An 18,888-nucleotide genomic window follows, 5' to 3' on the forward strand; every position below is an offset into this window, starting at 1 on the left:
CTACCGCGCAGCAGTCCGGCGCGCCGCAACCCCCACGGCCGCGCACCGCCACCGGACGCGAATATGCCCCCGCCGCACCGCTGCCCGGATTCCCACCGAGCGAACCCCCGTCCAGCCCCCAGACAGCCTATGTATCCCAGCCACCACCACCGGAATTCGACCCCTCGACCCCGTATCCGACCGCAGCACAGCCGTATTCGATACCGTTCGATCAACGCCCGGCCCCACCCCAGCGCCAACGCCGCCGTTCCCGCGGCATCGTCCCGCTCATCCTGCTGGTGTTCTTGTTCATCGTCCTACTGCTGGCGACCATGTGCACAGGCGGCAGCAGCAGCACTCACAACAACACCCCGGCCCCCGGCCCCGGCTCGAACGAACAGTCCACCACGACAACTCCGTTCACCACCGCCCCCGACCACACCATCCCGTCCGAAACCAACGGCCCGGCCTGCTTCCCTCTGCAACCCTGTCCGGGCGGCTGAGCGCGATCCCGCCAGAGCCACCGATCTCCCCGGGACGCACCGGCTGCTTCAGCGGTGCCGACCTCTTTCAGGTAATCGCGGCCGTTTGCAGGAAGCGGTGGCCGTTACAGCGAACGCCGACTGGAGAAATGCCACGCGCTTTTTGTCCGACCGTCTCAGCCTTGTGTAAACGATCCACTACACCGGACTCGCGGATTCCGGCCTCCCGCTGCATTCTTCGGGCGTAATCGTCGGAAACCAGAGTTTCGGGGCGGAAGAATGCAGCGATAGGCCGGTTCTCCCACCGACCCGGCACCGCGCCCGCAACCCACCAAACATCAGCCCACGGCCACCACACTCTGCGCGTCCCACGCCACTACGCGCGAATGACAGCCCGGCCTATCACTACATTCTGTGGCCTCGATCGGCCGGTAACGGACGAATGGGGCCAGAGAATGTAGCGAGAGGCCGGATCGTCGTGCCACGGCCGCCGCCCCGAACTCCGCCCGCGCACCGTCAGAACCACATATGGCCGATGGTGTGCCAGCCCAGCACAGAGTCCACGGCCAGACCGCAGAACACGATCGCGAGATAGTTGTTCGACTGCAGGAACAACCGCAGCGGCTTGACCGACTCGCCACGCCGCACGCCCGCGTACAGCTGATGCGCCATCAGTAGGAACCACGCCCCGGCCACCAGCGTGACCGCCGCGTACACCACGCCGGTCGCCGGGATCAGGGCGAGCGTCGCGAGCACCGTCAGCCAGGTATAGATGACGATCTGCCTGGTCACCGTCTTCTCGGTGGCGACGACCGGCAACATCGGCACCCCGGCCGCGCGGTAGTCCTCCTTGTACCGCATAGCCAGTGCCCAGGTGTGCGGCGGCGTCCAGAAGAAGATCACCAGGAACAGCACGATCGCCTGCCAGCCGATCGTCCCGGTCACCGCGGACCAGCCGACCAGGGCCGGCATACAGCCCGCCGCGCCGCCCCACACAACGTTCTGCGAGGTCCGGCGCTTGAGGCCGAGGGTGTACACGAAGACGTAGAACAGGATCGTCGCGACGACAAGGGCCCCGGACAGCAGATTCGCCTGCCACCACAGCCACGCGAACGACCCCGCCCCCAGCACCACGCCGAAAACGAACGCGTTGCGCGTGGACACGGCCTCACGGGCCAGCGGCCGCTTGGACGTCCGCTTCATCACCTTGTCGATATCCGCGTCGGCGACGCAGTTCAGCGTGTTGGCACTGGCCGCGCCCATCCATCCGCCGAACAGGGTGACCAGGATCAGCCGGATGTCGACGTGGCCGCGATGGGCCAGCAGCATCGTCGGGATGGTCGCGACCAGCAGTAGTTCGATGACGCGCGGCTTGGTCAGCGCGATATACGCCAGCACCCGCCGGGCCAGGGTCGACAGCGGACCGGTGCCGGTGACACGGTCGGCCAGCACCGTGCCGGAGGAGCCATGCGCACCACCCGGCTGTTGCCCAATCCGCACTGTTTCTCCTCGCAGGTGGTGCATCCGGTAACTGAACAGCCGGCGCGGCAGGGCCCTCGAGACCTCGAAAGATCTCGGGCCGCGCGGCCGACTACTACACACGATGGTAGACCTACTCGGGACAGGCCCCGGCACCACCTGGTGTGTGCCGAATCCGCGCGCCGCCGGGTACGTCACTCGTCCCGTCCGCGCCGGCCATCCGATATTCGAGTTCGGCGCCATCCCAGGACAGGGCGTGAAAACCGTTCCAGCACTGGCGTATCGCCTGGTCCCCGGCTTGCGCGCATACTCGGGCGGGACCCGGAAGATCGTTCCGGGAACTCTCTTGTGAATACACAACTGTTCCCGATGGACACACCCCGGCGACACCTCACCGAATCCGGCAGGGGTTCCGTCATCGGCATGTGTACTGGGCCTCTAGGGTGGTAACCGAGCGACGAACCCACCGCCGAACTTGCCGACAAGTCAGGAGCATCCCGGTCGTGTCAGTCACAGACGACATCCGCGCACTCACCCAGCCGCATCATCCGGCCGACTGGACCGAACTCGACACCAAGGCGGTCGATACCGTCCGCGTGCTCGCCGCGGACGCTGTGCAGAAGGTCGGTAACGGCCATCCCGGCACCGCCATGAGCCTGGCCCCGCTGGCGTACACCCTCTACCAGCACATCATGCGCCTGGATCCGACCGATCCGACGTGGGTCGGCCGGGACCGGTTCGTGCTGTCCTGCGGGCATTCCAGCCTCACCCAGTACATTCAGCTGTACCTGGCCGGATTCGGCCTCGAACTCGGCGACCTCGAGGCGCTGCGCACCTGGGGCTCGAAGACCCCCGGCCACCCGGAGTACCGGCACACCGACGGCGTCGAAATCACCACCGGCCCGCTGGGTCAGGGCCTGGCCTCGGCCGTCGGCATGGCCATGGCGGCTCGTCGCGAGCGGGGCCTGTTCGATCCGTCCGCCGCGTCCGGCGCGAGCCCGTTCGACCACTTCGTCTACGTCATCGCCTCCGACGGCGATATCGAGGAGGGTGTCACCTCCGAGGCGTCGTCGCTCGCGGGCACCCAGCAGCTGGGCAACCTGGTCGTCATCTACGACGACAACAAGATCTCCATCGAGGACGACACCCGCATCGCCCTGGGCGAAGATACCGCCGCGCGCTACCGCGCCTACGGCTGGCACGTGCAGGAGGTCGAGGGCGGAGAGAACGTGACCGCCATCGTGGCCGCGATCGAGGCCGCCAAGGCGGTCACCGACAAGCCGTCGTTCATCCAGCTGCGCACCATCATCGGCTATCCGGCCCCGAAGAAGATGAACACCGGCGCGGCGCACGGCGCGGCCCTGGGCGCGGACGAGGTCGCCGCCGTCAAGAAGGTCCTCGGATTCGATCCGGACAAGTCCTTCGACGTCCCCGCCGAGGTCATCGCGCACACCCGCGCCAACGCCGCCGACCGCGCGAAGTCGGCCCGCGCGAGCTGGCAGGAGGCATTCGACGCCTGGGCCAAGGCCAACCCGGAGAACAAGGCCCTGTTCGACCGCCTCCAGCAGCGCACCCTGCCCGAGGGCTGGGAGACAAACCTGCCCGACTGGGCGGCCGACCCCAAGGGCACCTCGACCCGCAAGGCCTCGGGCAAGGTGCTGGCGCAGCTGTCGCCCATACTGCCCGAATTGTGGGGCGGCTCGGCCGATCTCGCCGAATCCAACAACACCACGATGCCCGACGTGCCCAGCTTCGGCCCCGAGTCGATCGCCACAAGCATGTGGAAGACCGAGCCGTACGGCCGCACCCTGCACTTCGGCGTGCGCGAGCACGCGATGGGCTCGATCCTCAACGGCATCGCCCTGCACGGCCCGACCCGCCCATACGGCGGCACCTTCCTGGTGTTCTCCGACTACATGCGCCCCGCGGTGCGCATTGCCGCACTCTCGCGCATCCCGGCCACCTACGTGTGGACGCACGACTCCATCGGCCTCGGCGAGGACGGTCCCACCCACCAGCCGATCGAGCACCTGGCCGCCCTGCGCGCCATCCCGGGCCTGAACGTGGTGCGCCCCGGCGACGCCAACGAGACCGCGCACGCCTGGCGCACGATCCTGGAACTCGGTAGCGCCGAACGGCATTCGCACTTCATCCCGTCCGGGGGCGCGGTCACCGACGGCCCCTCCGCGCTGGCGCTGACCCGCCAGGACCTGCCCGTGCTGGAGGGCACCACCTACGAGGGCGTGCGCCGGGGCGGCTACATCCTGGCCGAATCCTCCACCGGTGCGCCGCAGGTGATCCTGATCGCCACGGGTTCGGAACTTCAGCTCGCGGTCGAGGCCAGGACTAGGCTGGAGGCACAGGGCGTCGGCACCCGCGTGGTGTCCATGCCCTGTGTTGAGTGGTTCGACGCGCAGGACAAGGCCTACCGCGACGAGGTCCTGCCGCCCGCCGTCCGGGCTCGGGTCACCGTCGAGGCCGGGATCGCCATGCCGTGGCACCGGTTCTCCGGTGTGGACGGTGAGAACGTGTCGATCGAGCACTTCGGTGCCTCGGCCGATTACAAGACCCTGTTCCGCGAGTTCGGTTTCACCGCCGACGCGGTGGTCGAGGCCGCTCAGCGTTCACTCGACAAGGTGAAGGGATAAGTAGCGATATGGCACAGAACGAGAAACTGGCCGCACTGTCCGCCGCCGGAGTGTCGGTGTGGCTCGACGATCTGTCGCGGGACCGCATCCGGTCCGGCAACCTCGCCGACCTCATCGCCACACGCAGCGTGGTCGGCGTCACCACCAACCCGACGATCTTCCAGGGCGCGCTGAGCAAGGGCGACGCCTACGACGAGCAGGTCAACGAGCTGGCTGCCCGGGGCGCGGACGTCGACGCGGCGATCCGCACCATCACCACCGACGATGTGCGCAACGCCTGCGACATCTTCGCCGAGGTGTACAAGAACAGCAACGGCGTGGACGGCCGCGTGTCGATCGAGGTCGACCCGCGCCTGGCCTTCGACACCGAGCAGACCGTCGCGCAGGCGATCGAGCTGTGGAAGATCGTCGACCGGCCCAACCTGCTGATCAAGATCCCGGCCACCGAGCCGGGCCTGCCCGCGATCACCAAGGTCATCGGCGAGGGCATCAGCGTGAACGTGACGCTCATCTTCTCGGTCGAGCGCTACATCTCGGTCATGGGCGCCTACCTGGACGGCCTGCGCAACGCCAAGATCGCCGGACATGATCTGGGCAAGATTCATTCCGTCGCATCGTTCTTCGTCTCCCGCGTGGACACCGAGATCGACAAGCGGCTCGAGGCCATCGGCTCCGAGGAGGCCCTCGCGCTGCGTGGCAAGGCGGGAATCGCCAACGCGCGCTTGGCCTATGCCGCGTACCAGGACGTCTTCGACGGCGGCAAGCACACCTCGACATTCGCGCACCTGCACGCCTCGGGCGGTGCGACCGCGCAGCGGCCGCTGTGGGCCTCGACCGGCGTGAAGAATCCGGACTACCCGGACACCATGTACATCACCGACCTGGTCGCCCCGAACACGGTGAACACGATGCCCGAGAAGACCATGCAGGCCTACGCCGACCACGGCCCGCTCGAGGGCGACACCGTCTCCGGTAAGGGAGGCGAGGCGCAGGAGGTCTTCGACAAGCTCAGCGCGGTCGGCATCGACCTGAAGGACGTGTTCGCGGTGCTCGAGCGCGAGGGTGTGGACAAGTTCGAAAAATCGTGGGAGGAACTGCTTTCCGCGACTTCCGCCGAGCTCGCCAAGGGCAAGTGACCACATGGCCTCCGATGAGACAGCCGTACCGGTGAACCCGCTACGCGAGGAACGCGATAAGCGGCTGCCCCGGATCGCGGGCCCGTGCAGCATGGTGATCTTCGGTGTGACGGGCGACCTTTCACGCAAGAAGCTCATGCCCGCCATCTACGACCTGGCGAACCGGGGCCTGTTGCCGCCCGGTTTCGCGCTGGTCGGATTCGCGCGACGGGATTACAAGGACGAGGATTTCGCCGCTGTGGTGCTGGACGCGGTCAAGGCGCACTCGCGCACGCCGTTCCGCCAGGAGGTCTGGGAGCAGCTGTCCGAGGGAATCCGCTTCGTCCAGGGCACCTTCGAGGACGACGCGGCCTTCTCCCAGCTCGCCGCGACCTTGAAGCAGCTGGACGTCGACCGCGGTACCGGCGGTAATCACGCGTTCTACCTGTCGATTCCGCCGAACGCCTTTCCCCAGGTGCTCAAGCAGCTCTCCCGCACCGGCCTGGCCAAACCGGCCGATCCGGGTCCGGGCAAGCCCAAACCGTGGCGACGGGTGGTGATCGAGAAGCCGTTCGGGCACGACCTGGCCAGCGCCAAAGAACTCAACGCCCTGGTCAACGAGGTGTTCCCGGAGGAGACGGTCTTCCGGATCGACCACTACCTGGGCAAGGAGACGGTGCAGAACCTGCTGGCGCTGCGCTTCGCCAACGAGCTGTTCGAGCCGATCTGGAACTCCAACTACGTCGACCACGTGCAGATCACGATGGCCGAGGACATCGGATTGGGCGGGCGCGCAGGCTATTACGACGGCATCGGCGCGGCGCGCGACGTCATCCAGAACCATCTGCTGCAGCTGATGGCGTTGACGGCCATGGAGGATCCGGTCAGCTTCAACCCGCGGCATCTGCAGATCGAGAAGGCCAAGGTGCTGCAGGCCGCGAAACTCGTTGAGCCGCTGGATGAGACGACCGCTCGCGGACAGTACGCCGAGGGCTGGCAGGGCAGTGAGCACGTCGTGGGGCTGCTGGACGAGGAGGGTTTCGACCCGCAGTCGTCCACCGAGACCTACGCCGCGATCACGTTGAGCGTGGACACTCGCCGCTGGGCGGGCGTGCCGTTCTACCTGCGCACCGGAAAACGCCTGGGCCGCAGGGTGACCGAGATCGCCGTGGTGTTCAAGCGTGCCCCGCACCTGCCGTTCGACCAGACGATGACCGAGGAACTCGGGCAGAACGCGCTGGTCGTGCGGGTGCAGCCGGACGAGGGCATCACGCTGCGGTTCGGGTCCAAGGTGCCCGGGTCGAGCATGGAAGTGCGCGACGTCAATATGGATTTCAGCTACGGCGAGGCGTTCACCGAATCCTCCCCGGAGGCCTACGAGCGGCTCATCCTGGACATGCTGCTGGGCGTGCCGTCGCTGTTCCCGGTCAACGAGGAGGTCGAATTGTCCTGGCGCATCCTCGATCCGGTGCTCGAGCACTGGGCCGCCAGCGGTAAACCCGAACCGTACGAGTCCGGCACCTGGGGTCCGGCCTCGGCCGACGAGATGCTCGCCCGCACCGGGCGCGAATGGCGGCGGCCATGATCGTCGACATGCCCGACACCAACACCCAGGCGATCAGCAAGCGCCTGGTGCAGCTGCGCGAGTCCAGCGGCGTCGTCACCGTGGGCCGGGTGCTCACGCTGGTGGTGTGCACGCTGGACTCCTCCGAGGCCGAGGACGCGATCGACGCGGCCAACGAGGCCAGCCGCGAACACCCTTGCCGTGTCATAGTTCTCGCGCGCGGCGACAGGTTCGCCGAGACCAAGCTGGACGCCCAGATCCGCGTCGGCGGCGATGCGGGCGCGGCGGAGGTGATAGTGCTTCGGTTGCAGGGTGAGCTGGTCAACCACGAGTCCAGCATGGTGACGCCGTTCCTGCTGGCCGATACGCCGGTGGTGGCGTGGTGGCCGCGTGGGGCCCCGCAGTTCCCGTCGAAGGATTCGGTGGGGCGCTTGGCGAAGCGGCGCATCACCGACGCCACGTTCGCCAGCGACCCGCAGGCCACGATCAAGAAGCGCCTGGATTCGTACGCGGTCGGCGATACGGATCTGGCGTGGAGCCGGATCACCTTCTGGCGGGCGCTGCTGGCCGCCGCGCTGGACGAACCGCCGTTCGAGGCGGTCGAGTCGGTGACGGTGTCCGGCCTGGCCGAGGAACCCGCCCTGGACATCCTCGCCGGATGGCTGGCCGCGCGCCTGGACTGCCCGGTCCACCGGCGCACCGGCGATCTCGAGGTGATACTGCACCGCCAGACGGTCTCGGTCGGAATCTCCCGTCCGCAGACCGGCCGCACGGCGACGCTCACCCGTACCGGGGAGCCCGACCAGCGGTTCGCCCTGGCCCGTCGTGAGACCACCGATTGTCTGTCGGAGGAGCTGCGACGGCAGGATGCCGACGAGACCTACGCGGAAGCATTGGCGGGTATCTCGAAGGTGCTCTACGAGTAGGCCCAGACAGGGCCGGTTCGCTGTGCCGGTGAACTCGCTGCCGGGATCCGCGATCGATAGTCGGTCGCGGATCTCGTTCAGCTGTTACGAGATTCGACCTCGGACATCGCCGTCTCGGCGGGATTCCGGGCTGTGTGTTCACGGCTTTCTGCTTCGTGGGGGTCCACGGTCGGTCGATGCTCAGGGATTGCTACTCCATGTCGCAGCACGCCGAGGCGCCGACTCGCTCGAGTCGGCGCGGCCGAGCCGCGTGCCGGAATGCCACTACCAATCCTCGATTCAATGCCGTCGCAACTCCTCGATTCCCTGACACGTCGAAAGGGGCCTCCATGACCGGGCCGACCGTAGAAGTTCATTCCGACACCCCGGCGCTCGTGGCTGCCGCCGCCAAACACTTCGTCGATGTCGTCACGCGGGCGCAGACCGAGCGTGGTTCGGCGTCGGTGGTGCTGACCGGTGGTGGCACCGGAATCGGCCTGCTCGAGGTGGTGCGCAAAGACCCCGGTGGCATCGATTGGTCCCGGCTCGACGTGTTCTGGGGTGACGATCGGTTCGTGCCCCAGGGCGACGCCGAGCGCAACGACGACCAGGCCCGGCAGGCGCTGCTGGACCATGTGCCGCTGGATCCGTCGCGGGTGCATCCGATGGCGACCTCCGACGGCGAGTATCCGGATCCGGTCGAGGCCGCGGCCGAATACTCCGCGACCGTGCGCGCATACCTGGCCGAGCATGGTTCGTTCGACCTGCACCTGCTCGGGATGGGCGGCGAGGGGCACGTCAATTCGCTGTTCCCGCACACCGACGCGGTCCGCGAGGAGCACGAACTCGTTGTGGCGGTGACGAATTCGCCCAAGCCGCCGCCGGTCCGGATCACGCTGACGCTCCCGGCCGTGCGCCGGACCCGGCATGTGGTGCTGGTCGTCGGCGGGGCCGCCAAGGCCGAGGCCGTCGCGGCGGCGCTGTCGGGGGCCGCGGCGGTGGATGTTCCGTCTGCCGGCGCTGTCGGTACCGAGTCCACCACCTGGCTGCTCGATGAACCCGCGGCCGCGAATCTGTCGCGCTGAACGGTTTCCTCCTGCGGTACCTGCGGACAGCTGGATGCTCGGGCAGTGTTCAGCTATCCGGCCGGGACTCCGCGGTCGCCCCGATTTCGGGCGGACGAGCCTGCCGCTGCGCGTCTGTCCCCGCTGGCCGTCCTGCCACCTATGTACAGATCTCCCGGACATTCGGGCCGAGCGCAGGAGACCGGCCCACCAGAGGGAACACCGCATCGCCCGCCCGTGTCGACCGATATCCCGGATCTTCACACGCGCAGAGAATGGCAGGCCGGTGCGCGCACGTAACCTGCGGCGATTCTGCGTCCCCGGCTGCGGTTCCCGAGCGTTCGACGATGGCCCGGCGACGACGGCAAACACCGCACAGGTAGCGTCTGCGCGGTGGACGACGCGATTGCATCACTGAGATCCGTGCGGCATTTTCTGCCGCATCCGGTTCCGCGGGTGACCATCGAGGAGATCATCGAAGTCGCGCGGTGGACCGGATCCGCGCGCAACCGGCAGCCTTGGCGGTTCGTCGCGGTCACCGATCCCGCGATCCGCGAGCAACTGTCCCGGCTCGGTGATTACGCGCTGCTGCTGGCCCGCGCGCCGCTGGTGCTGGCGCTTCTGTCGCACGACGACGGTTTCGCGGACACCGAATTCGACCTGGGCCGCATCGCCCAGTCGATCTGCCTGGCCGCACACCAGCGCGGCCTCGGCACCTGCCTGACCACCCTGCACCCCGACGACAACGTCCGCGCCGCGGCCGAACCCCTCGGGGCCGGCCCCGGGTGGTTCCCGCGTCACGCTATCGCCGTCGGCTACACCGACGCCGAGAACCATCGCACGCCCACCGCGATCCCCGTCGGCCGGTTGCCGGTGCGGGAGTTGCTCACCTGGGTGCGGTAAGCCCCGCCACCAACGGCCGATTTCCGTCGTGGACCCGCGCCATCCCACCGAACCCGGCACCCGTTGCACCGCCGGGCCGCCCGTGCCAACCTGTCACCATGGCGAACGACTGCTTCTGCGGATGCGGAATGCGGATCCCCTTCGGTCGGCGGGCAGCCGCGAATGTCATCGGCCGGCAGATCACCAAGGACATGACCGCCCTGCGGCAAGCCGCCACCAGAACGCTCCCGCCGGCGGTGGATCGGGCCGGTCTCGAACGCCTCTGCTACGACGGAGACGGTGTGCTCGCGCAGGTGCGAGCACGAGCCCATGGCGAGACCAGCCACGACGAGATCGACCGCGCATCTACCCAGGCATTCCTGAGCGCGGCCAGGCGAATGCGTGACACGCTGACCCGGCCGGCGCCGCGAAGCCGAGACACGCCGGAGCGATCCACCCGGACCGTTCCGAACCGTGTACGCGCGCGGGGGGAGGTCGTCGACATCCGCGAAACCGGTATGACCGTCAACGACGACCCGCGTGTGCGTCTGCGCGTGCGGGTGTTTCCACCAGATGTCGACTCGTTCGAGGTCGAGCGTAAACTTCTGGTCTCACGCCTGGCGATCCCTCGTCGCGACGACCGAGTCGAGGTCGAGTACGACCCGGACGAACCCGACCGCTTCACCTTCGAACTCGCCGATGCGACACCGGGATTGGCCGAGGAGCTCGCCGAACTGGCGGCACTGCACAGCGCGGGTGCGCTCACCGAGGAAGAGTTCCAGCGCGCCAAGAGCACCGTCCTCGGCGGCGAAACAGGTCCGACACGGTGAGCCGATAGTCACCCTGCTACAGGGCGTGCTCCGGCGCGGAACAGGGCTGTTCGCGCCGAGCGTCATTATCGATCCGCGGTCGCCCTGGATCCGACGGCGCGTGTGCTGCCGGAGGGAAAGCACCGCGTCGCACACGCTCGAGTCCTCGATGAGCCGATCGCACCTCGAGCAGCCCGGCCTCCGGATCCGATACCGCCAAGTGGCTTCCGCTCCGCCCGTACGCGGCCGGAGCTATGCCTGTGCCCGGGTGTGCAAGGCGCTCAGGTGGGTGAGCAAGAAGGCGTTCACCGAGTCGGTCGCTTCGAGCTGTACGAGATGCCCTGCGCCCGGGACCTTCTCGACCTCTCGCAGGTCTGTCACGTTGGCGCGCAAGGTGGTCAGGGGGTCGCGGCCGCTGAAACCCTCCATGTCCGGGTCGTTTTCGCCGTAGAGGAAGTAGGTGGGGACCTCGACGGTGGTAGGCAGGCCTTCGGTGAGTTCCCAGTTGCGGTCGAGGGCTCTGTACCAGTTCAGGCCGCCGGTGAAGCCGGTCCGCTCGAATTCCGATGCCAGAGCGTCGAATTCGGCCTCGGTCAGCCACTTCCACGGGAGCTCCGGAGCCTGCGGGAGTACGTCGAGGTAGCCGAGGCCGGGCGGGTTCTTCCAGGTGTCGAGATAGTGGTAGTCGCCGCTGAGCGAGTAGTAGACCCGGGCCAGGAATTCCCTCGGTCGGGCGGCCAGTTCGGCGTCCGCCGGGCCTTGCTCCTGAAAGTAGGCCAAGTGCAGGAAGTGTCGTTCGGCCGCTCTGGTCCAGAACGCCGACGGCGGCTTCGGCGGGCGCGGGGCGTAGGGGTTGTTCAGCACGAACACCGCCGCTACCCGGTCGGGCGCGCGCAATGCCAACTCCCACACCATCTGCGCACCGAAATCCAGGCCGACGAAGACCGCGCGCTCGGCGCCGATCTCGTCGAGCAGGCCGAGCAGATCGCCGATCACCGCCTGGTTAGTCGTCGCCTCCACCCCCGCCGGCGCCTCGGTACGGCCGTATCCACGCAGATCCGGAGCGATGGCGTGATACCCAGCGGCGGCCAGCGCAGCCAACTGCCGGTGCCAGACGAACCAGCCGTGCGGGAATCCGTGACAGAAGATCACCGGATACCCCGCGCCCTGCTCGGCGATGTGCAGAGATATCCCGTTCGTCCGTACGAACCGATGTGTCGGCTCCACAGTGCCTCCTGCCGCTCTGCCTCTCGATGGTCGAGACAGAATATAGAACGTGTTCTCATTTCACGGTAATGTCCTGGAGTCGTGAACGGAATACCCCTCGCCCCGGACGCGGTCGGCACAGCCACCGTCTCGCGCGCCCTGGAGTCCAGCACCAGCGAGGCGCGGGTCCGCGCCACTGTGGCCCGCATACCGAAGCCGAGCGCCGACGAGACGCGGACCATGACCACCATCGCACGCACGCCGAAACCGAGCGAGGTGCAGGAATGACCACCGACCACGACAACGGCACACTCTCGGGCAGGGTCGCGGTCGTCACGGGCGCGAGCCGCGGCATCGGCAAGGGCATCGCGCTGGAACTGGGCGCCGCGGGCGCGACGGTCTACGTCACCGGGCGCACCACCACCCCCGGCCCGCTGCCCGGCACGGTCGGCCGCACCGCCGAAGAGATCGACGAACTCGGCGGCACCGGGGTGCCGTACGCCTGCGACCACCGTGACGACGACGCGGTGCGCGGCCTGTTCGACACGATCCGCGCCGACGTCGGCCACCTGGACATCCTAGTCAACAACGTCTACAACGCTCCCGACTCCGCCCGCTGGCTGGGCCGCCCGTTCTGGGAGGTCCCGCCTCGAGCCTGGGACGAGAACTTCGATATCGGTGTCCGATCCCATTACGTGGCAAGCCATTTCGCCGCCACCATGCTCATCGAATCGGGCGGCCTGATCGTCAACATCTCCTCCCCCGGCGCCCACCACTTCATGCACAGCGCCGCCTACGGCGTCGCCAAATGCGCCCTGGACCGCCTCACCGCCGACATGGCCCACGACCTGGCCGACACCGACGTCACCACGGTCTCCCTCTGGCCCGGAATCGTGAACACCGAACTCCTGCAACTGATTCCCCCCGACGCCGAGGGCCGCCGCCTCATCACCCTCCCCGGCGAAGGCACCTTCGACGCCAACGACGCCGAAACCCCCCGCTTCCCCGGCCGCGCCGTCGTAGCCCTGGCCACCGACCCCAACCGCCGCACCCGAACCGGAAAACCCTGGCGCGTCCGAGACCTCGCCGACACCTACGGCTTCACCGACATCGACGGCAGGGTTCCCCGCCTCGGCTGAGCACTCCCTCCGAAATGCGCCGACCATTCCTACAGCGTCGCCGATCGGCAGCAGAATCTCGCGGCTGGGCAACCCTGGTCGCCGACACACGCGGACCCCACGATAGCGGCCGACCGTCGCGGCGATCCGCCTGCCGCGCATCGCCAATTCGACCGACGCCGAGGCATTGGCCTGCGAGCCCGGAGTTTCCGTGCGCTGGTGGACAATCCGTCCCGCCTGACCGACGCCGATGTGGCGGGCAGCAAGTCGACGGTGAGCGATCTGGAATGCGCAGGCTCGCCAGTAAGGGGGCCAGTTGAGTCGGCATACTCCGTTATTTCCGGATTCCGACAACATTGCGGATACCGACCGGACCTACGGTCTCATCGACGTCGCCGGCAAAGTCCACGCATCGGCCGCTCGCCTCGGCGCGGACGCTGCCATTGCGGTGCGCTCGAGGCCAGGATCCGGCGGAACTCTCCAGTAGAACCGACGACTGCCAACAAGGTCGTCCCGTAACACGCAAGGAAGCGCTGTCCGAATCACGTGCTAACGTGTTGGACGTGACTGCCGGGTCGGCCTTGCGCCGCACACAGATTGGTTTCCCGGCCGCGCGTTGATCGCGGCGCGGGCCAGGGGTCCGCCTCTCCTTCGTATTCCTTGATCATCTCGGGATTACGGAAGGAGGTGAAATCAATGTCCTCTCATGAGGTTTCGCGTGCGGTCTGGCAAGCATTCCAGGATGCGCACGAGGTGGGCGCCGTGGTCGAGGCAACCGTGGTGTCGGTGGTGCCGTTCGGCGCGTTCGTCGAGGTCGCACCGGGGATTCATGGTCTGCTGCACCAGGATTCGTGGGATCGGCCCCCGCAGGTCGGTGCGACGTTCCCCGTGCGCATCGCCGAATGGGGTCCGCCGCGCCTGAGCGTCGCTCCCGCACGATGAGTGGGCGGGTGTGGGGCCGGAATCCGCCCGGCCCCACACCAGTCGAGCCTAGTCACGGCCGAGAGCACAGGCGTCCGGCCTACAGCTACATTTTCCAGCCTCAGAACTCCGGTTTCCGACGAATCGACCCGCAGAATGTAGCCGGAGGCCGGATCATCCGCTCCACGATCCCGCGGCCGCCCCGCAAACGAAACATCCGCACCCCCAATATGACCGGGGTCGGCCATGCGTCCTCGCCGCAAGTGACGGACCTCGCTACCGCGCTCGGTTAGCTCCCCAGTCGATCCCCCTGAAGGCCGTCGCGTCGCCTCGCGCAATCGACACCGGCCGGATCGACACCCGGACAGCGACCTCATGAACCATGATCGCCGGCAGCCCCATCCGATCCACCATCGGTGGGGGCACGCACCTTCGACACGACCACAACGGCCTATCGCTGCATTCTTCCGCCCCGAACTCTGGTTCCCGACGAATACGCCCCAAAAATGCAGCGGGAGGCCGGTTCTCCGAGCTACCCGCCCGATGCCGACCCGACACCATGACCCGATCTCAGTACACGGCCGCGACCACCCCGCACTGTACGAGCCGGCTGCACGCCACTACGCGAAGGACAACCCAGCCTATCGCTGCATTCTTCCGCCCCGAAACTCTGGCTCCCGACGAATACGCCCGAAGAATGCAGCCGGAGGCCGGTTCTCCCACACCTACACCCACCTGCCAGGCATCAGCACACAGCCACCACACCAAACTGCACTCCGCGGCCGACCCCGCAAGGACAACCCGGCCTATCGCTGCATTTTCCCGCCTCGAGACTCTGGTTTCCGACGATTACACCCGAAGAATGCAGCGGGAGGCCGGTTCTCCAAGCCGCTCGCCACGATGCCGACACGACACCGCGCCCATGACGTCAGACGCGGCCACCACCACACTGCACACTGCGAGCCGGCTGCGCACAGCACCACGCGAAGGACAACCCCGGCCTATCGCTACATTCTTCGACCGTGTTCGTCCGGTTTCGGATATTTTGGTGCACAAAATGTAGCTCTAGGCCGGATCAGCGCCGTATATCGGTACCGCGTGGGCTGGGTCACACAGGGTGCCGCCGATCACTCGGATGACGGGGCCGCCGGTTACCGTTGTATGCACTGTGAACCCTGTCTTCGCGCTGCTCAACGCTCAGCTCCACATCGGGCACTCCGCGATCCTGTGGCGCGAGATCATCGGCAATGTGTTCGGGGTGGCGTCGGCGGTCGGCGGGATGCGGCGGCGGGTGTGGGCGTGGCCGGTGGGGGTCGCCGGGAATGCGCTGCTGTTCACGGTGTTCGTCGGGGGGATTTTCCATACACCGCAGCATTTGAACATGGCAGGCCAGGCCGGACGGCAGCTCATGTTCATCGCGGTCAGCGTCTACGGGTGGTGGGGCTGGTGGCGGAACTCCCGGCGCGAATCGGGACTGGAACATCGGGGCGTGGAGCCGCGCTGGGCGAGCGTCCGGGAGCGGTGGGCGCTGATCGCCGCGATGGTCGTCGGCACGGTGGTGTTCGCGAAGCTGTTCGCCTGGCTGGGGTCGTACGGTCCGTGGGCGGAGTCGTGGATCTTCACCGGATCGGTGCTGGCCACGTACGGTATGGCCCGGGGGCTGGCGGAGTTCTGGATCATCTGGGTCGCCGTGGATCTGGTCGGCGTACCGCTACTGCTGAAAGCCGGGTACTACCCGTCGGCGACGCTGTACCTGATCTACGCGGGGTTCGTCGTCTGGGGGTTCGCAGTCTGGTTCCGGACCATCCGCGGGAACGAGCAGAGGTCACGCGAGAATCTCACCACCTCCGGAGCGCACTGATCCGGGCCAAGCCACCGTCGCCCGTGCTCAGCCGAACTTGATCTCCAGGCCGATGCCGAGGATGGCGATGAACCACACGACGCCGGTGAAGATCGTGATGCGGTCGAGGTTCTTCTCGACGACCGTGGAACCCGACAGGCTCGACTGCACACCGCCACCGAACAGGCTGGACAGACCTCCACCCTTCGCCCGGTGCAGCAGCACCAGCAGCACCAGCAGCACGCTGGTGATCAGCAGGAGGATATCCAGGAACATGCGCATGGCCGACAGTTTATGCGGTCCGGCCCGGCAACCCCGAATCAGGTGACCGGACGCGCCGTCACCGCCGACACGATCACCGAACACGTCGCACGGATGCGCGAGTTCGGCCGGTCCCGAGCGTCTTCGCCCGAATCGTCGCACTAACATCGCCTGCATGTCGGCGACGTTGCGATGGGTTCCGGTGTTGATCATGCTCACACTGGCTACCGCATGCTCCAGCCAGCCTTCCGGTCCCGCGCCGACGCCGATGGGTCATACCTACATTTCCACCAAAGTCACAGGCGCGCAGATTCCGGGTGGCGGGCCGCTGACGCTGAGTTTCGCCGACGACCGGGTATCAGCCGATTCCGGCTGTAATTCCGGCTCCGGACCGGTGGTGATCGACGGGTCGACGTTGCGCGTGGCGGGGCTGGCGACCACGATGATGGCCTGCCCGGGCGCGAAATCCGGGGCGGACTCCTGGCAGACCAACCTGCTGGAATCCACGCCGACCTGGTCGCTGAACGGCGACCAGCTCACGGTGACCGGCAGCGCCAGTACCGTGACCCTGATCGACAAGAAGGTCGTGCGGCCCGATCTGCCGCTGACCGCCACCAGTTGGATCGTCACGACGCTGCTGCGGCCGCAGGGCCAGGTGCGCTCGCAGACCCTCGAGGCGGTCGGCCCCGCACTCACCATCGCACGAGACGGCCAGGTCACCGGCAGCGCGGGCTGCAATCAGATGAACGGCACAGCACAGATCTCCGGCGGCCAACCCTCCGGAAACACTGTCGCCTTCCGGCTGGGCACCACCCGGATGATGTGCGCGCCCGATGTGATGGATATCGAGCGACAGGTGCTCGAGGCCCTGAACGGCACCACCACCGTCACGATCGACTCCGACACGCTCACCATCCGCAACAACGCCAACAACACCGGCCTGATTCTGCGCGCCGAATGAAACCGCGTAGGCGCTACCCGACATAAGCCTTTGGATCGCGGTCGAGTTGTCGTCCGTCCTATGAGGTGCTCCGAGAGCGCTCGGATCAGCATTGGGGGCTGACGATCCTGCGATAGCGTCGATCCTGCAAGGTGGCCGTTGAGGGGGCCGAGCAGCTTGCTGCACGCGTGGTGAACCGAGGTCAGCGTTGTAGGCTGAACGATCCGCAGGATAAGCCCGCAACAGCACCGAGCCCACTGGTAGTCACTCAACCGCGCACGCCAGAAGACAAGCCCAGCGTGAGATGCAGGAGCGCCGTCGAAGTGCGGATCCACCATACGAAGCCGAGCAGCTTGCTCCACGCGCGATGAGCTGAGACCAGCGTTGTAGGCTGAGCGATCCCAGGGTGAGCCTGCGACAGCATCGGAACTGAACGTAGCCGTTCAGCCGCGCGGGGGTGGAGACACGGCCCGGGGTGGGGTGCTGGAGCTCCGTCGAGGGCTCGGCTCATCACTGAGGCTAGGCGGATGATACCGAGCAGAATTAGTGGGGAACCAGCGTTGTAGGGATCTTGCACACAGGACGATGAGCGGGATCCGGCGGCTTCGAGGAAGGTAGGGCGCGTCATCGACGAGAACGAGGCAGCACTCGACCAGCGGTTCCGGTCGGCGGTGACGGCGGCGACGCCTCTCACGCCCGGATCATCCCGTGCCGCAACAGATCCCATCCTGCCGGGCAGCCCGTACACGGTCGCGACCGTGTGGGAGCTGTTCGACGCGCAAGCCACGAGCCGCCACCTGGATCTGACCGCCCGCCGCCTCACCGCCGCGGGAAAGGGTTACTACAGTATCGGATCGTCCGGGCACGAGGGCAATGTCGCGCTCGCGGAGGTCCTGGAGACGACCGATCCCGCACTCCTGCACTACCGTTCGGGCGCGTTCTTCGTGCATCGCTGCCGCCGGGTGGGCGGCCTGGATCCGATTCGCGACGTGCTGCTGGGCGTCGTCGCGGCAGCGTCCGATCCGATATCCGGTGGGCGGCACAAGGTTTTCGGCAGCGAGCCCGCGTCGGTGATTCCGCAGACCTCCACGATCGCCTCGCATCTGCCGCGCGCGGTCGGACTGGCGTTCGGGCTGGACCGAGCCACGCGGCTGGGCCGGTTCACCACATGGCCGCCGGAATCGGTGGTCCTGTGCACCTTCGGCGATGCCTCGGTCAACCATTCCACCGCCGCCGGGGCGATCAACTCCGCCGTGCACACCGCCCATCAGCAGGTGCCGATGCCGATACTGTTCGTCTGCGAGGACAACGGAATCGGTATCAGCGTCCGCACTCCCACGGACTGGATTCACCACGCCTACGGATCCCGGCCCGGTTTGCGGTATTTCGAGGCCGACGGATCGGATCTGCATGCGGCCCTGACTGTTTCGGCCGAGGCGGCGAACTGGGTCCGAGAGCACCGACTCCCGGTCTTCCTGCGCCTGCGCACCACACGCCTGCTGGGGCACGCCGGATCGGATGTGGAGGCGGCCTACCGCCGCGCCACCGACATCGCCGAGGATCTGCGCCACGACCCCGTCACCGCCACCGGCCGCCTGCTGGTCACCTCGGGCGCGGCAACCGCCGAACAGGTCATCGCCCGCTACGACGCACTCGCCGCCGAGGTGGACCACAT

General features: G+C 67.3%; 16 protein-coding genes and 2 pseudogenes. 15 read left to right on the forward strand and 3 right to left on the reverse strand.

Annotated features, from left to right (window positions below; translation table 11 throughout):
- Positions 1-482 (forward strand): annotated as a pseudogene (locus JZ791_RS38950) (hypothetical protein); the annotation flags it as partial.
- 495 nt (positions 483-977) lie between these two features.
- Here the strand turns inward: JZ791_RS38950 and JZ791_RS38955 are convergent.
- On the reverse strand, positions 978-1,961 hold the full coding sequence (locus JZ791_RS38955) for a heme o synthase (protein ID WP_216902134.1): 984 nt from the start codon (positions 1,959-1,961) through the stop codon (positions 978-980).
- 482 nt (positions 1,962-2,443) lie between these two features.
- Here JZ791_RS38955 and tkt point away from each other — a divergent pair, with 482 nt between their 5' ends.
- The 7 genes from tkt (at position 2,444) to JZ791_RS38990 (ending at position 10,948) form a co-directional block, all read left to right on the forward strand.
- Complete coding sequence (tkt, locus tag JZ791_RS38960; protein WP_216902135.1) at positions 2,444-4,588, forward strand: transketolase; 2,145 nt, start codon at positions 2,444-2,446, stop codon at positions 4,586-4,588.
- 8 nt (positions 4,589-4,596) lie between these two features.
- Positions 4,597-5,724, forward strand: a complete 1,128-nt coding sequence (tal, locus tag JZ791_RS38965) for a transaldolase (protein ID WP_216902136.1) — start codon at positions 4,597-4,599, stop codon at positions 5,722-5,724.
- Between the two features lie 4 nt (positions 5,725-5,728).
- Positions 5,729-7,288 (forward strand): glucose-6-phosphate dehydrogenase, encoded by a 1,560-nt coding sequence (gene zwf, locus JZ791_RS38970; RefSeq protein WP_216902137.1) that lies wholly within the window; start codon positions 5,729-5,731, stop codon positions 7,286-7,288.
- Positions 7,285-8,193 carry a glucose-6-phosphate dehydrogenase assembly protein OpcA gene (opcA, locus tag JZ791_RS38975; protein ID WP_216902139.1) on the forward strand — a complete coding sequence of 303 codons (909 nt, stop codon included), beginning with the start codon at positions 7,285-7,287 and terminating at the stop codon, positions 8,191-8,193. The genes zwf and opcA overlap by 4 nt, the downstream gene beginning before the upstream one ends.
- Positions 8,194-8,522: 329 nt before the next feature.
- Complete coding sequence (gene pgl, locus JZ791_RS38980; protein WP_216902141.1) at positions 8,523-9,257, forward strand: 6-phosphogluconolactonase; 735 nt, start codon at positions 8,523-8,525, stop codon at positions 9,255-9,257.
- Between the two features lie 372 nt (positions 9,258-9,629).
- Entirely contained in the window at positions 9,630-10,139 is a 510-nt protein-coding gene (locus tag JZ791_RS38985) for a nitroreductase family protein (protein ID WP_216902143.1), read from the forward strand.
- Between the two features lie 98 nt (positions 10,140-10,237).
- Positions 10,238-10,948: an SHOCT domain-containing protein gene (locus tag JZ791_RS38990; protein WP_216902145.1), complete on the forward strand. Its 711-nt coding sequence runs from the start codon at positions 10,238-10,240 to the stop codon at positions 10,946-10,948.
- A gap of 231 nt (positions 10,949-11,179) precedes the next feature.
- Here JZ791_RS38990 and JZ791_RS38995 read toward each other — a convergent pair whose 3' ends face one another.
- Positions 11,180-12,154 carry an alpha/beta fold hydrolase gene (locus JZ791_RS38995; RefSeq protein WP_216902147.1) on the reverse strand — a complete coding sequence of 325 codons (975 nt, stop codon included), beginning with the start codon at positions 12,152-12,154 and terminating at the stop codon, positions 11,180-11,182.
- A gap of 81 nt (positions 12,155-12,235) precedes the next feature.
- On the opposite strand from JZ791_RS38995, the gene JZ791_RS39000 reads away from it, so the two are divergent.
- From JZ791_RS39000 to pnuC, 5 genes and pseudogenes are all read left to right on the forward strand, one after another.
- The gene (locus JZ791_RS39000; RefSeq protein WP_216902149.1) at positions 12,236-12,421 is read left to right on the forward strand and encodes a hypothetical protein; all 186 of its coding nucleotides are present in this window, start codon (positions 12,236-12,238) and stop codon (positions 12,419-12,421) included.
- On the forward strand, positions 12,418-13,272 hold the full coding sequence (locus JZ791_RS39005) for an SDR family NAD(P)-dependent oxidoreductase (RefSeq protein WP_216902151.1): 855 nt from the start codon (positions 12,418-12,420) through the stop codon (positions 13,270-13,272). Before JZ791_RS39000 ends, JZ791_RS39005 begins: the two co-directional genes overlap by 4 nt.
- 115 nt (positions 13,273-13,387) lie before the next feature.
- Positions 13,388-13,539 (forward strand): annotated as a pseudogene (locus JZ791_RS39010) (cobyric acid synthase); the annotation flags it as partial.
- A gap of 408 nt (positions 13,540-13,947) precedes the next feature.
- Positions 13,948-14,193 (forward strand): S1 RNA-binding domain-containing protein, encoded by a 246-nt coding sequence (locus tag JZ791_RS39015; protein WP_216902153.1) that lies wholly within the window; start codon positions 13,948-13,950, stop codon positions 14,191-14,193.
- Positions 14,194-15,307: 1,114 nt separating this feature from the next.
- Positions 15,308-16,033 carry a nicotinamide riboside transporter PnuC gene (pnuC, locus tag JZ791_RS39020; RefSeq protein WP_254207125.1) on the forward strand — a complete coding sequence of 242 codons (726 nt, stop codon included), beginning with the start codon at positions 15,308-15,310 and terminating at the stop codon, positions 16,031-16,033.
- Between the two features lie 27 nt (positions 16,034-16,060).
- Here the strand turns inward: pnuC and secG are convergent, their stop codons facing one another.
- The gene (secG, locus tag JZ791_RS39025) at positions 16,061-16,294 is read right to left on the reverse strand and encodes a preprotein translocase subunit SecG (protein WP_216902157.1); all 234 of its coding nucleotides are present in this window, start codon (positions 16,292-16,294) and stop codon (positions 16,061-16,063) included.
- 154 nt (positions 16,295-16,448) lie between these two features.
- On the opposite strand from secG, the gene JZ791_RS39030 reads away from it, so the two are divergent.
- Positions 16,449-17,234, forward strand: coding sequence for an META domain-containing protein (locus JZ791_RS39030; RefSeq protein WP_216902160.1), 786 nt, complete (start codon positions 16,449-16,451; stop codon positions 17,232-17,234).
- A 650-nt stretch (positions 17,235-17,884) separates the two neighbouring features.
- Positions 17,885-18,888 (forward strand): thiamine pyrophosphate-dependent enzyme (locus JZ791_RS39035; RefSeq protein WP_438804611.1); only part of this gene is annotated, 1,004 nt, incomplete at its 3' end.

The organism is Nocardia alni, from assembly GCF_019038435.1.
Classification (GTDB): domain Bacteria; phylum Actinomycetota; class Actinomycetes; order Mycobacteriales; family Mycobacteriaceae; genus Nocardia; species Nocardia alni.